We start from the raw sequence: 12,917 nt of genomic DNA, 5'->3' as shown, positions 1-12,917 counted from the left end.
TATATATAAATCACAAAAGTAATACCACTTAGCAGGAAAAGGTATGACGAATTTATCCAGTTTGTTGCTTCATTTTTGTGATACTTTTCAATTAATCCGCTGACAAATACCCCAACTGCGAATCCAAAAATAAAGTAGGTCATAAATCTGAAAATAGTAATAAAGAAAAACTCGTCCGACCAGATGTTATGATCGGACGAGTTGGATCGTTAGGCTGTTTCTAAAAGATTTTTAAGGGTAATGCCTATTTCAGCAGGACTGTCAACAACCGTAACACCGGCATCACGAAGCGCTTTTTTCTTGGCATCAGCGCCGCCTTCACCGCCAGAAATAATGGCACCGGCATGGCCCATGCGTCGGCCCGGAGGTGCTGTGCTACCTGCAATAAATGCTACGACCGGTTTATCTACATTTTCCTGGATATAAGCCGCCGCTTCCTCTTCGGCCGTACCGCCAATTTCTCCAATTAGTACGATAGCTTCAGTATCATCATCAGCTTCAAAAAGTTTTACGGCATCGGTGTGTGTGGTTCCGATAACCGGGTCGCCGCCAATACCGATTGCCGTGCTTTGGCCGAGACCGGCCTTGGTTAACTGGTCAACAGCTTCGTACGTGAGTGTTCCAGATCGGGAGATGAGTCCCACTTTACCAGGTGTAAAAATATTGCCGGGCATAATTCCAATTTTGGCTTCACCCGGGGTAATCACACCAGGGCAATTGGGTCCGATGAGCGTTGCTCCATGACTGTTAACAATCTGCTTGGCGGTAACCATATCCTTAACCGGAATACCTTCCGTAATACAGATAATGGTTTCTATTCCTGCAAAAGCAGCTTCAGAAATCGCATCACCAGCAAAAGCGGGGGGTACGAAGATAACCGATGTATTGGCATCTTCTTTTTCTACCGCATCGGCCACCGTATTATAAACGGGGAGCCCGTGGTGCTCTTGTCCACCCTTCCCAGGTGTGACCCCTGCCACCAGATTGGTACCGTATTCAATCATCTGCTCGGCGTGGAAGCTTCCTTCGCTGCCGGTAATTCCTTGTACAACTAATCGAGTATCATTACCTACAAGTACGCTCATGAACTTTCCTAAATTAAGTTAAAATAATTTCCTTAAGTCGTTCGGAATATACCGACATCATCATGATTTGGCAAAAGTTAAGGGGGAATTAAGAATTAGAAATTTAGAATTGGGAATTACCAGTTTTAACCGGGCAAGAAGCAGTATGGACTATCATCCCTGAATATGTTTATTACTTTAATTCTTAATTCGTAGTTGTAAATTTCTAATTAAAAAGGATGATTATCATCAGCATTTCTGTTATTATTTCCCTGCTATGGCTACCATGATTCCCGATGAAAAAAAAGAAGAGGTACGCGGTGCGGCGGATATCGTCGAGGTGGTGGAGGACTATGTGAAATTGAAGCGATCGGGACGCAGCTGGAAAGGTCTATGTCCATTTCATGATGAGAAAACACCTTCCTTTCACGTCACGCCCGATCTGGGAATCTATAAGTGTTTTGGCTGCGGGGAATCGGGCGATGTCTTTAATTTTGTGATGGAGATGGAAGGCGTGGGTTTTGTGGAAGCGATGCGTTCACTTGCCGATCGGTACGGCGTTTCGCTACCCGAAGAGGATGCCGAAGAATTTGATGAAGAGCACAATTTGCGCGAGGGAATTTATCACGCACTTAAATATGCCGGGGTATTTTTCTACCGTCATTTGATGGAAACGAAGGAGGCGCAAAAAGCTCGGGATTACCTTCAGGAACGGGGATATGATCGGAAAATTATTCAAAAGTATGGTCTTGGCTATGCGCCCTCGGATGGCGAGAAATTGTATAAAACAGCGCTTGATTCCGGGCTTAATGAAGAATATCTGCTCGAAGCTGGACTTATAAAGCCAAGTAACAGAGGGGATGGATATTATGATGCTTTTCGCGGTCGATTAATGTTCCCGATTTTCAATCCGTCGGGTAAAGTTATTGCCTATGCGGGACGTGTACTTGGGAAAGAGAAAACGGCCAAGTATATCAACTCCCCGCAGACCAAAGTCTATAATAAAAGTAAGGTGCTCTACGGCATTAATTTTGCGAAGAATGATATTCGCAAGACTGACGAGGTCATTCTGGTTGAGGGATATACGGATGTAATTTCACTGCAGCAATACGGCATCAATAACGTGGCGGCATCCAGCGGTACATCTCTTACGCCCGATCAAATGAAGTTGCTGCACCGCTACGGTGATACTATTACGATGATTTATGATTCGGACTCCGCCGGGCAGCGTGCGATGAAACGGGGCATCAATATAGCACTGCGCGAGGGAATGGATGTAAAACTGCTGGATCTGCCCGAAGCGGAAGATCCGGACTCGTTTGTGCGTCAGTTTGGGAAAGATTCATTCCTGGAATTGAAACGCGAGGAGTCAGAAGATTTTCTGAGCTATCAGATCCATAAAGCAAAAGATGAGGGACGATGGGAGGCGCCGGCAGAGAAAAAGAAAGTAATATCTGAGATCCTGGAAAGTATTGCCCATATGCCCGATCAGGTATCCCGCGAAACCTATGTGCAGCATTTGAACAGTAAAGCAAAAATTGGTGACCGTGCGCTTTTTGATGAACTGGGAAAAATCCGCAAACAGCTGAAGGATGAACGAAAGAAAGCTCGTCAGCGCGAGAAACGAAGAAAAGAGCGGGAAGTGCGACGTCAGCAGGAGGAGCAACAAGATGCCGGAGACCAGCGGCCACAGGCCCCGGTACCTCATTCGGTTGGGTTTAATGACCAACCTGCAACCGAACCTCAAAAAAAGAACCAGCCCGAACCACCGAAGAAGCGTCCCAATTATGAAAAGGAGTTGATTCGCCTGATGTTAATGTATGACCGGGATATGATTGGGTATATCGGATCGCAATGTAACGAGCAGCAATTTGAGGATAAACAGCTTCGTGAGTTTTATAGGGATATCATAGAGCGTTATAAAGATGAAAAAGAAGTTTCGGTCGAGGCCTATGCAGAGCGCGAGCATCCCTATCCTGAGCTGGTGGGAGAAATTGTGCTCGAAGAGCATTCCGTCAGTGAGCGTCACCACGAGAAAATTGGTGTACAGTACAAGAAAGATAAGAACCAATATCGGACGGCTAAAGGTGCTCTAAAGGCGCTTAAAATTCATTACCTGGATCGCCTGCAGGTTGATTTATACGAGCGTTATAATTCATCCGAAGAAGAGGACGAACGCAAGAAAGTGATGAAGGCGATGAAAGAGGCGGGACGTCAGCGTACATTGCTGCAGGAATCCCCGATTGATGAACTGTTTCCCGATCCGGATTCTGATGCTGCCAAAAAGGTCTCAGAGAAGGTATTTGAATATAAAATGAAGCACGAACGTGAGGAGTGATAAATACGGATTAAATTTTACTGAATGTCTGATTTTACTATAGAATTAAACGTTGCTAAGAAAGCTGCGGAATCGGCAGCTCGGATTATTAAAAAATATCAGAAGGAGAGTAACTTCTCGGTTGATTTTAAAGGTAAGAATGATCTCGTTACCGAAGCTGATGTAAGGGCGGAAGAAGAAATAATTTCTGTGATCAAAAAGGAGTTTCCAGACGATCATATCCTTGCTGAAGAGTCATCCACAGAACAGACAATGCCTGAGGGACGAACCTGGCTGATTGATCCCATTGACGGGACTACAAATTTTGCGCATGGTTTTCCGGTTTACTGCGTGTCGATCGGACTTTGGGAAAATCGCGAACCTAAAATGGGATTGGTGCTCGAAGTTTCTGGGAATGAATGTTTTACCGCTATTAAGAATAAGGGAGCCTATTTGAATGGCAATCCGATCTCGGTATCTAAGCTCGATAATCCTGCTAACGCGCTGGTGGGTACGGGATTTCCCTATAACGATTTAAGTCTTGTGGATAATTATTTGCAGTTTTTTCGTATGCTGATGACGAACACGCAGGGTGTTCGTCGTGCAGGGGCAGCATCCTATGATTTATGCTGTGTGGCTTGTGGACGTTTTGAGGGATTTTATGAGTATGCTCTTAATCCATGGGATGTGGGAGCGGGAGCTTTAATTATTCAGGAAGCTGGCGGAGAAGTCACCGATTGGTTGGGGGGCGATGACTGGCTTTTTGGTAAACGAATTGTAGCGGGAAATTCTGCTGTACATACATTTCTGTTAGATGAAATAGCGAACTACTTTGGTGAGGGGGAGATAAAAGCACGAAGCGAGAAGTGAATTATGTTTTCTTCTCGCTTTTCACTCCTTGCTTTTACCGTCTTGGTTCAGTCTCAAAAAGAGCATCAAAGGATGCCATTGGTACCGGTCCATTGTGATATTTAAACGGCTCCCCATAGGTTGCTCCAATCAAATGACCATAATGTCGAGCACGGGCTTCAATTCCCTCGAAAAACTGCTCATTGGAGATATATGTCTCAGGCTCGTCGCCGGGATCTTGCACGTTAAATTGTGATTCAAAAGCCAGAATAGCTTCTTTTTTGGTTTTAAAGGTATCAGTAATATCAAAGACGATATCTGGTTCAAAGGGACGATCCTGCATGAAATGAAGCACATGCGAAGGGCGCCAACGCTCTTGTGGATCATCCTGATCGTTAAAAGTTTTAATTTTTGTCAATCCGCTAAAGAAAATCGCATCTAAAGCCAGCTGGGTTCCATTGCCGTGATCGGGATGACGATCGGAGGGAGCTCCCACCAAACAGACATGCGGCCGGTACTTTCGAATTTTTTGGATTATTTCTTTCTGATATTCACGTGTACTTTTAAGCTTGGTATCGGGCAACCCTAAATTCTCTCGAACTTTGAGTCCAATAATATCGGAAGCATCTTGAGCTTCCTGCAAACGTTGTTCGGGAGTGCCACGACTGCCCATTTCTCCCTGTGTAAAATCAATAACGCCTACTTTTTTACCCTTGTTAGCGAGTGCTGCCAAGGTACCTCCACAGCAGAGTTCAGTATCATCGGGATGAGAAGACAGTGCCAAAATATCCAGTTTCATATCATGTAGTTTCTTCCAATTTTACCGTATAATATAGCTGAATTTTGAGGGATCACTAAAAAAATGAAATTCTTAATTTTCTTGTAACGATTTTAATTTTAGCTCGTAAGAGAGACGTTATAAATATAAACCTGATATTAGGGCATGTCTAAGATAAGTCGATTTATCAATAGCAGCTGGGAAGGGCTCAAGATTTCTTTAAGTGCTTTGGGAATAAATAAAACACGGTCCTTTCTGACGACGTTATGTATTATCATTGGTATTGTAATGGTAACGCTGATGAATGCTGTGAGTAATGGTATGGATGCTGAATTTGATAAGAGCATGGCTATGATGGGGCAGGATGTGGTATACGTCGAAAAGCATCCGTGGAATCGAGGCCCTAATTATGAATGGTGGAAATATCGCAGTCGCAGAGATATTAAGCTGGATTATGTGGAGGATATCCGGGCGTCGAGTCGTCTTGCAACAGCTGTTTCGGCATCGGCATCGCGGGGGACCTCGATCCGATACAAAGATGTTAGTGCAGATGGTGTTTTTATTTCGGGAGTTACGGATAAATATTTTGATACGGCAGGACTGGACATCGAAATGGGACGTGCTTTTACCCCCGAAGAAATCCAACGGGGAGCGAAGGTAACGATATTGGGAGCGACGTTGGCGGAAAATTTATTCGATCGTGAAAATCCGTTAAATGAAGAGATTCGTATTGGCGGACAGCGGTTTAGGGTGATTGGGTTATTAGAAAAACAGGGTAAGTTTTTGGGATTGGCTGATATGGATCGGCGCGCTATAACTCCGATTAAAGCCTATGGACAACTTTTTAGTTTGCGTGGCAATATCCAGATTGCCGTAAAATTTCCGAATGAAGAGATTATGGAAGAGGGAGAGTATGAGATAGAGGGCATAATGCGCCGGCTTCGCGGTCTCGATGCCACCGAGGATAATGATTTTGCATTGAATAAATCTCAAGCTTTTGAAGCCCAGCTTTCCTCATTTAAAGCCGGTCTTTATATGGTGGGTGGAGGTCTTACGGCGCTATCATTAATTATTGGTGGTATTGGAGTAATGAATATCATGTTTGTATCAGTTCGAGAGCGCACCAAAGAGATTGGAATCCGAAAGGCCGTGGGGGCCAAAGCGTGGGAGATATTATACCAGTTTTTAATTGAGGCAGTAATCATGTGTCTCATAGGTGGATTGATAGGACTCTTGATTTCCTATCCACTGAGTATGTTATTGAATCAGATATTTGTGGCCAGCATTGATATCAGCGTTGTTATTGCAGCGATTGTACTCTGTTCTATTGTAGGCCTTGTTTTTGGGTTCATCCCGGCTTATCGTGCGGCAAAATCAGATCCCATAGAATCATTGAGGTACGAATAAGATGAATATTAAAGAAGTTTTTAAACAGGCTTTTGATTCTCTTTGGGCCAATAAGTTACGGTCATCGCTAACCCTATTAGCTCTTGTTGTGGGAGTATTTTCGGTGATTGTTTCTACTACAGCGGTAGCGGTTTTGGACAACTTTTTTCAGAATACAATGAGCGTGATGGGAGGGGATGTGATTAACGTATCTAAAACGCCGTCTGTTCAGATGGGAGGTAGGGCAGATAATGTGCGAAATCGCCAGGATATTACGTTTGAAACAGCCGAACGATTACAAGAAATGTTACGGTTGGCTGAGAATGTGAGTCCCGATGAGACGTTTGACAGAACAAAAGTTATTTATGGTGATGAAGAAACCGATCCTACAGTGAGAGTGGTTGGGAGCAATCAGTATTACCTTGATAATAATGCTTATGAACTGCGTGATGGTCGTAATTTTAGTTCTGAAGACATACAGTATGGAAGATTATTAGCGATTATTGGCCATGATATCCAACAGGAACTGTTTCAAAATGTTAATCCAATTGGTAAAAATATACGAGTAGCGGGACAACAATACCGAATTATTGGGACCTTAGATGAGAAGGGGAGTGTATTTGGTCAGTCGCAGGATGAGTTTTTACTGATTCCTTATACCGCAGGTCTTATGATTTATGGTGGTAATCGCAACATTGATATTCAGGTTAAGGCTCCGGCTATGGATTTTATAGAAACGGCTATGGATGAAATTACCGGAGTAATGCGGGTTATTCGAAAAGTGGCTCCTGGTGCTGAAAATGATTTTGAAATTGAAACCAATGATTCACTTTCGGGTACCTTCGATCAATTTACATTTATATTGTATGCCGTCGGTTTTGTGATTGGAGGTATTACGTTGTTTGGAGCCGGCATCGGAGTAATGAATATTATGCTCGTATCTGTAAGCGAACGTACTCGTGAAATTGGGCTTCGTAAAGCAGTAGGGGCAACGAAAAAAGCAATTGTATCACAGTTTCTTACCGAAACGATTTTTATTTGTCAGCTGGGCGGATTAATTGGAATTGTGCTTGGAATATTGGCCGGTAATGGTATGGCCATATGGATTGAAACCGAACCCGTTATCCCGATCTGGGCGGTATTGACCGGCTTTTTTGGTATGTTTATCATTGCCCTTTTATTTGGAGTATATCCTGCCTATAAAGCTGCCCGCTTAGATCCTATCGATAGCCTTCGCTACGAATAATTTTCTTTATTGTATAATGAAAGCTGATCAACAGCATGTTCTGATAATTGGTTTTGTATGGCCCGAGCCCAACTCCTCGGCCGCAGGCAAACGTATGCTTGAGTTGATCCATTTATTTAAAGATCAGGGATGGGAAGTAACGTTTGCAAGTTCTGCTGCTGAAACAGAACATATGAGTGACTTGGAGGATATCGGTGTCGATCAGGTTTCTATCAAGATGAATAGCTCAACTTTTGATCAATTTGTCAGAGAACTTAATCCCTCTACTGTTCTTTTTGATCGATTTGTGATCGAAGAGCAGTTCGGATGGCGTGTTGCTGAGCAGTGCCCGGATGCCCTACAAATTCTGGATACCGAAGACTTGCATTTTTTGCGAAGAGCACGAAAAAAAGCACATAAAGAAAACCAACCCTGTACCAACAAAGATCTATTATCGTCAAAAGATGCCAAACGGGAGATAGCCAGTATTTTTCGGTCAGATTTGTCCTTGATTATTTCTGAAGCCGAAATGGATCTTCTCCAAAACGTATTCGATGTAGATAGAAGTTTACTGCAATATGTTCCTTTTCTGCTTGATCCAATGACCGAGAATGAAAAGAATGGATTGCCGGATTTCAGTGACCGAAAAGATTTTGTAACTATTGGTAATTTCAGGCATTCTCCGAATATGGATGCGGTCAGATATTTGAAAAAGAAGATTTGGCCGTTGATTAGAAAGGAATTGCCTGATGCATGCTTGCATATATATGGATCATATATTACGCAGGAAGCAGAACAGATGCACAACCCCGAAGAAGGATTCTTAGTGAAAGGTAGGGCAGAGGATGCGAAACAGGTTGTAGCCAGTGCCAAAGTGTTGTTAGCACCTCTTCGGTTTGGGGCGGGACTTAAAGGGAAGTTAGTAGAAGCTATGCAGTGCGGAACGCCGAGTGTTACAACAAGCATGGGAGCAGAGGGCATGGTTGGGGATACAGATAATCGGGCCGGGACCATTGCTGATCATCCAGAAGAATTTGCCGCTGCGGCACGAAATCTTTATTCCGATGAAAAAGCGTGGCATGAAGCACAGGAAAATGGGTTCTCAATCCTTAAGGATAAGTTTGTAGAACCGGATTTCGATCAACAGTTAATTGAGGAAATCAACAAACTTCAGAAAAACCTCCAAGAGCATCGTACCCAAAACTTTATCGGTCAAATGCTTAGGCACCATACCGCTGAAAGCACAAAGTATATGGGACGCTGGATTGAGGCTAAAAATCAGAATATGTAATATTTAAAGTCCACATATTTCCTTATAATTAAGCTGAAGTAGCTTATTACGTTAACAAGATTACTAAAGCCATGGATGAAGAAATTTTAGAAAATTTAAATGAAGAGTTGGATAGTGCCCTCGATCGCGGTCGTCAAATGGTGGAAGATGAAGAGCTGGCGGAACGTGTTGAGGAGCTAAAATTGCGAGCCGAAAAGCTAATCCGGAAACATCCTGTTAAAAGTGTAGCAGGTGGATTATTGATTGGTTATGTAATAGGTAAGTTGTTCAGTTCAGAAGACTAAAGTAATGAGTAGCCACAAACAGAAAGATGAGTTGGGAAAGCGGTTGCGAGCTATTACCTCTGACTTAAAATCATATCTCGAAAAGCGTATTGAGCTCACTATGCTCAATATAGGAGAAGCTGTATCCGGAATTATGGCTGCATCGGTGCAGCGCGGTATTGGTATTTTTCTGCTTTTGGGTGGGATCTGTTTCCTGTTATTTGCCCTGGCTATCTATCTTGGGGATCTGTTGGAAAGCCAAAGCCTGGGATATGTGGTGGTATCGATACCATTACTGCTGGTTGGAGGATTGTTTATGTACTTAAAACCTGATAGCGTTTTTAAGCAAATTCAGCACCAATTTGAAAGCGAATTAATGAAATCAATTGAGCAGAATGGGAAGACCGAAGAAGAGTCTTTGAAGATTGAGGAAAAAGCACATTCAAAATCCAACGAAGGATAGAATATTATTATGGCACAGAAAAAAGTTGATGAACTGGAGAAAAAGAAGCAGGAGCTGGAAGAAGAATTAAATAACATTCAGGGAGAGCTGGATAATTCTATTGACCGGGTTCGAGAAGATGTAAGTAATAGTTTGGATCCTAAAAATATCATCCGAAAACATCCTCTGCCTATTGTGGGAGCCTCGGCGTTATTAGGATTTTTGTTGGGGCATAAGAATAGAAAATCATCTACATCATCAACTGAAAAGGTCGGAGAATTTAGCGGAGCACTCTTATCTGAATTAAAGAGACTTGCGACCCGTAAAGCTATAAATTTTGCTACCGAATATGTCGAGAACATTCTTGAAGACAAGGCCGAAGAGCATCTTTCTTCCAGCAACGGCAAAAAGGATAGTTAAAAAAGGGTTTTATTTTTTAACGTAAAATAACCTTTCCTATTTGTAACAATTTGTACCATTCAACGTGTAACCTCCCGAGTTGTAACCTAAAAAAATCAAATTATCGACATGCGTAAAGGTATCTGTTTATTATTTAGTGTATTAATGTTGAGTGTTGTTACCCATGCTCAGGATTCGCAGCCTCAAAAAATTTCGTTGCAAGAGGCCATTGATATAGCTTTGGAAAATAATTATCAGCTTAAGCAGGCGTCAAATAATTTAGAGCTTGCCGAAAAAGGAATTTTCAGTGAATATGCTGATTTTGCCCCTTCAATTTCAGGGAATCTAAGTGGCTCAAGTAGAAGGGGACAACAGTTGGTTCGACAGGGAGATACACAAGTATTTGAAGATAATGTAACAAATGGACTAAGCGGGAGCTTAAGTGCTGACGTATCCTTATTTAATGGTTTTGAAAATATTTTAAGTCTGAGGAGAAGCAAGGCCGATAAGCTATCTTCTGAGGAGAGTCTGCAAAGAGCCAAAGAAAATGTGATTTTCAATGCGGCATCTAATTTTTTGCAGGTCCTTTTGGACGAGCAACTGGTGGAGATAGCCAAAGAAAACCTTAAAGCTTCTCAAAAACAGTTGGAGCAGGTAAAGGCACAAGTAGAAGTCGGTTCTCGACCTACGGTAGATTTGTATAATCAGGAGTCAACAGTAGCCAGTAATGAGTTAACTCTGACACAGCGCGAGAACAATTTAAAGATGAGCAGGCTTGCGCTGGTCCGGCAGTTGCAGATTGATCCCCGTGGTAATTATGAATTTGTAAGCCCCGAATTTGAAGCTGATAGTAACATTGAAGTTGGAGGACAAGAATTTAATGTAGACCAATTAATATCCAATGCCTTGGATAATCGTTCTGATCTCAAAAGTGAAATGGCAGATCTAACGGCTCTTGAACTTCAGTTAAAACAGGCAAGGTATAACCTACTCCCTACTTTAAGTGCCAGTGCGAGATTGTCATCTTCATATAACGATCAATATTTTGGCGGAGGAATTCCTTTCAGTGATCAGTTTTATGATCAAAATTTTACAACGTCAATAGGGTTATCGTTAAATATTCCAATATTCAACAATTGGAATCGTATGAACCAGATACAGACAGCAAAGATAAATTTGAAAAATGCTAAGCTGGGATTAGAAAATACGAGATTACAAATAATTCAGGAAGTCACACAGGCCTATAATGATTATTTGTCGTATCAAAAAGAGTTGGAGTCAACAAAAAAAGCATTGCGGGCTGCTGAAAGAACATATGAAACACAGCAAGAGCGCTATAATGTTGGTGCAAGTACGTTAATAGAACTCAGTGATGCTAATGCAAATTATATCCAGGCACAGTCAGATAATGCACGGGCGTTATATAATCTGATATTTCAAGAAAAGCTTTTGGATTATTATATAGGTAAATTAGATAAAGAAATGTCATTAAATTAAGAGAATAGAATTAAAAAAAATGTCAAAAAAGAAAAAGTCAGCTACAAAAAAGCTATTGTATGTAGGTATTAGTCTCGTCGTTTTATTGGGAGTAGGCGCTATATTAGGTAAGACGATGGGATGGATAGGGGGCGAACCGGCAGCAAAGAATGTTGAAGCTACCGAAGCCAAACTAAAAACTATAACACAGATTGTATCGGCTTCCGGAAAGATGCAGCCGGAAGTAGAGGTGATTTTACGTCCGGAAGTATCCGGAGAGATTATAGAACTCCCCATTAAGGAAGGAGACTATGTAAAGCAGGGAGAGCTTTTGGTGCGAATAAAACCTGATATTTATCAGGCCAGAATTGATGAAACCAATGCCATGCTACTCACGCAAAAAGCGCGCATGGAACAGGCCCGTGCATCGTTGTTAGAAGCTGAATCGGTTTATGAGCAGAACAAGCAGCTTTTTGAAAAAGGAGCTATTTCGAAAACAGAATACGTACAATCGAAAACAAATTATGAGGCTCAAAAGGCGAATTTTAATGCTGCAAAATACCAGGTACAAAGCAGTGAAGCCCAGCTTGAGCAGGCGAAAGAAGAGTTGCAAAAAACCATTATCCGATCACCTCGTGATGGGACCATCAGTAAATTAGCTGTTGAGGTTGGGGAACGTGTATTGGGCAATACCCAATCCATTGGAACAGAACTTCTTAGGATAGCCAATATGGATCAGATGGAAGTTCAGGTACAGGTTAATGAGAATGATATTGTAAATGTTTCGGTTGGAGATACTGCAAATATTGAGGTCGATGCCTATCCTGAACGATCATTTAACGGTGTTGTTACAGAAATAGCCAACTCTGCAGAAATTAGCGGAGAGGGAACGAACGAGCAGGTTACCAACTATGAAGTAAAAATTCGGGTAGCAACACCTCACAACCTTGATATGGTTGGGGATAAACAATTGGTTCAGCAAGCTTCCGAAGAGATGCCGGAGGATGAATTTATTCCATCGTTTAAGCCGGGAATGTCTGCCACGGTCGATGTGCAAACACAGACGGTCCGTAATGTCGTTTCGGTACCTATACAAGCTGTAACGGTGCGTGATTTTGCGGATGAAAACAGATCTGCACAAAATGATACTACGGAAAGTGATACAACCAATGTTGACGAAGATCTAATCATCCCTGAAGAAGATATGCGAAAAGTGGTGTTTGTTGTAGAGGATGGCGAAGCACGACGTAAGGAAGTAAAAACAGGCATCAGTGATAATACGCACATTCAGGTGTTATCAGGGGTTGAGGCCGGTGAGCAGATCGTTACCGGCAGTTACCGAATGCTATCCCGGGAGCTCTCGGATGGCGATAAGGTGGAGATAAATAACAACAAGTTTAGCGGAATGGCTTCAAATTAAGAGTAGA

12 protein-coding genes are annotated in these 12,917 nt (G+C 42.4%); 10 read left to right on the top strand and 2 right to left on the bottom strand.

Annotated elements, in window-relative coordinates; genetic code table 11:
- Positions 1-209: 209 nt before the first annotated feature.
- Positions 210-1,085 carry a succinate--CoA ligase subunit alpha gene (gene sucD / locus CK503_RS14935; RefSeq protein WP_095607638.1) on the bottom strand — a complete coding sequence of 292 codons (876 nt, stop codon included), beginning with the start codon at positions 1,083-1,085 and terminating at the stop codon, positions 210-212.
- Between the two features lie 256 nt (positions 1,086-1,341).
- Here sucD and dnaG point away from each other — a divergent pair, with 256 nt between their 5' ends.
- Positions 1,342-3,402, top strand: coding sequence for a DNA primase (gene dnaG, locus CK503_RS14930; protein ID WP_255233441.1), 2,061 nt, complete (start codon positions 1,342-1,344; stop codon positions 3,400-3,402).
- 24 nt (positions 3,403-3,426) lie between these two features.
- Positions 3,427-4,251: an inositol monophosphatase family protein gene (locus CK503_RS14925; RefSeq protein WP_095607637.1), complete on the top strand. Its 825-nt coding sequence runs from the start codon at positions 3,427-3,429 to the stop codon at positions 4,249-4,251.
- Between the two features lie 34 nt (positions 4,252-4,285).
- Here the strand turns inward: CK503_RS14925 and bshB1 are convergent, their stop codons facing one another.
- Entirely contained in the window at positions 4,286-5,029 is a 744-nt protein-coding gene (gene bshB1 / locus CK503_RS14920; RefSeq protein ID WP_095607636.1) for a bacillithiol biosynthesis deacetylase BshB1, read from the bottom strand.
- 144 nt (positions 5,030-5,173) lie between these two features.
- Between bshB1 and CK503_RS14915 the strand changes: the two genes are divergently transcribed.
- From CK503_RS14915 to CK503_RS14880, 8 genes are all read left to right on the top strand, one after another.
- Entirely contained in the window at positions 5,174-6,415 is a 1,242-nt protein-coding gene (locus CK503_RS14915; protein ID WP_095607635.1) for an ABC transporter permease, read from the top strand.
- 1 nt (position 6,416) lies between these two features.
- Complete coding sequence (locus CK503_RS14910; protein ID WP_095607634.1) at positions 6,417-7,640, top strand: ABC transporter permease; 1,224 nt, start codon at positions 6,417-6,419, stop codon at positions 7,638-7,640.
- A 16-nt stretch (positions 7,641-7,656) separates the two neighbouring features.
- A complete protein-coding gene (locus CK503_RS14905; RefSeq protein ID WP_176466327.1) occupies positions 7,657-8,910 on the top strand; it encodes a glycosyltransferase in 1,254 nt (417 codons plus the stop codon).
- 71 nt (positions 8,911-8,981) lie between these two features.
- Positions 8,982-9,194 carry a hypothetical protein gene (locus CK503_RS14900; protein ID WP_095607632.1) on the top strand — a complete coding sequence of 71 codons (213 nt, stop codon included), beginning with the start codon at positions 8,982-8,984 and terminating at the stop codon, positions 9,192-9,194.
- Between the two features lie 4 nt (positions 9,195-9,198).
- Entirely contained in the window at positions 9,199-9,636 is a 438-nt protein-coding gene (locus CK503_RS14895; RefSeq protein WP_095607631.1) for a phage holin family protein, read from the top strand.
- A 9-nt stretch (positions 9,637-9,645) separates the two neighbouring features.
- On the top strand, positions 9,646-10,035 hold the full coding sequence (locus tag CK503_RS14890) for a 6TM ABC transporter family protein (protein WP_095607630.1): 390 nt from the start codon (positions 9,646-9,648) through the stop codon (positions 10,033-10,035).
- Positions 10,036-10,143: 108 nt separating this feature from the next.
- Positions 10,144-11,511 carry a TolC family protein gene (locus CK503_RS14885; protein WP_095607629.1) on the top strand — a complete coding sequence of 456 codons (1,368 nt, stop codon included), beginning with the start codon at positions 10,144-10,146 and terminating at the stop codon, positions 11,509-11,511.
- A gap of 19 nt (positions 11,512-11,530) precedes the next feature.
- On the top strand, positions 11,531-12,910 hold the full coding sequence (locus tag CK503_RS14880; protein WP_095607628.1) for an efflux RND transporter periplasmic adaptor subunit: 1,380 nt from the start codon (positions 11,531-11,533) through the stop codon (positions 12,908-12,910).
- Positions 12,911-12,917 lie beyond the last annotated feature (7 nt).

Source organism: Fodinibius salipaludis, from assembly GCF_002287075.1.
GTDB lineage: Bacteria > Bacteroidota > Rhodothermia > Balneolales > Balneolaceae > Fodinibius > Fodinibius salipaludis.
Note: the sequence above shows the minus strand (reverse complement) of the source record. Positions and strands in the feature narration are given on the sequence as shown.

Coding starts and splice junctions, on each gene's coding strand:
- CK503_RS14915 (WP_095607635.1), top strand. CDS start 5,174: ATGTCTAAGATAAGTCGATTTATCAATAGCAGCTGGGAAGGGCTCAAG.
- CK503_RS14895 (WP_095607631.1), top strand. CDS start 9,199: ATGAGTAGCCACAAACAGAAAGATGAGTTGGGAAAGCGGTTGCGAGCT.
- CK503_RS14900 (WP_095607632.1), top strand. CDS start 8,982: ATGGATGAAGAAATTTTAGAAAATTTAAATGAAGAGTTGGATAGTGCC.
- CK503_RS14925 (WP_095607637.1), top strand. CDS start 3,427: ATGTCTGATTTTACTATAGAATTAAACGTTGCTAAGAAAGCTGCGGAA.
- CK503_RS14910 (WP_095607634.1), top strand. CDS start 6,417: ATGAATATTAAAGAAGTTTTTAAACAGGCTTTTGATTCTCTTTGGGCC.
- CK503_RS14890 (WP_095607630.1), top strand. CDS start 9,646: ATGGCACAGAAAAAAGTTGATGAACTGGAGAAAAAGAAGCAGGAGCTG.
- CK503_RS14905 (WP_176466327.1), top strand. CDS start 7,657: ATGAAAGCTGATCAACAGCATGTTCTGATAATTGGTTTTGTATGGCCC.
- bshB1 (WP_095607636.1), bottom strand. CDS start 5,029: ATGAAACTGGATATTTTGGCACTGTCTTCTCATCCCGATGATACTGAA.
- sucD (WP_095607638.1), bottom strand. CDS start 1,085: ATGAGCGTACTTGTAGGTAATGATACTCGATTAGTTGTACAAGGAATT.
- dnaG (WP_255233441.1), top strand. CDS start 1,342: ATGGCTACCATGATTCCCGATGAAAAAAAAGAAGAGGTACGCGGTGCG.
- CK503_RS14880 (WP_095607628.1), top strand. CDS start 11,531: ATGTCAAAAAAGAAAAAGTCAGCTACAAAAAAGCTATTGTATGTAGGT.
- CK503_RS14885 (WP_095607629.1), top strand. CDS start 10,144: ATGCGTAAAGGTATCTGTTTATTATTTAGTGTATTAATGTTGAGTGTT.